We start from the raw sequence: 916 nt of genomic DNA, 5'->3' as shown, positions 1-916 counted from the left end.
GCGCGATGGCCTCGCCCACTTCCTGCGTACTTGCCTTGCCGCCGAGATCGCCGGTCCTCGGTCCTTCCTTCAGGACAGCTTCGATCGCTCCGAGGATCGCATCATGCGCGTCGCGCTCGCCGAGGAAGTCGAGCATCATCGCGGCGGACCAGATCATCGCGATCGGATTGGCGATGTTCTTGCCCGCGATATCCGGCGCGGAGCCATGCACCGGCTCGAACAGCGACGGGAACGTGCGCTCCGGATTCATGTTCGCCGAGGGGGCGATGCCGATCGTCCCCGTGCAGGCCGGCCCGAGATCCGAAAGAATGTCGCCGAACAGATTGGTCGCGACCACCACGTCGAAGCGGTCCGGATTCAGCACGAAGCGCGCGCACAGAATGTCGATGTGCTGCTTGTCCCACGCGATGTCCGGATACTGCGCGGCGATTTCCGCGGCGCGTGCGTCCCACCACGGCATGCTGATCGAAATGCCGTTGCTCTTGGTCGCGACCGTCAGCTTCTTCTCGCGGCGCTGCGCCAGATCGAAGGCGAACTTCAGCACGCGCTCGGCGCCCTTGCGCGTGAAGATCGACGTCTGCGTGACGAATTCGCGCTCGGTGCCCTCGAACATCGTGCCGCCGACCGACGAGTACTCGCCCTCGGTGTTCTCGCGCACGATCATGAAATCGATGTCGCCCGCCTTGCGATTGGCAAGCGGCGACGGCACGCCCTCGAACAGGCGCGCGGGCCGCAGGTTGATGTACTGGTCGAACTCGCGGCGGAACTTGAGCAGCGAGCCCCACAGCGAGATGTGATCGGGCACCGTCTGCGGCCAGCCGACCGCGCCGAAGAGAATCGCATCGGCATCCTGGATCTGCGTCTTCCAGTCGTCGGGCATCATCTGGCCGTGCTGCGCGTAGTAGTCGCAGCTCGC

Annotated in this window: 1 protein-coding gene; it reads right to left on the bottom strand. The window is 65.1% G+C overall.

Translation table 11 applies throughout. The features are described from left to right. Positions 1–916: tartrate dehydrogenase (locus AWB83_RS35665; RefSeq protein WP_087050272.1), on the bottom strand; the 916-nt coding region annotated here is incomplete at both ends.

Source organism: Caballeronia ptereochthonis (genome assembly GCF_001545075.1).
GTDB classification, from domain to species: Bacteria; Pseudomonadota; Gammaproteobacteria; order Burkholderiales; family Burkholderiaceae; genus Caballeronia; species Caballeronia ptereochthonis.
Note: the sequence above shows the minus strand (reverse complement) of the source record. Positions and strands in the feature narration are given on the sequence as shown.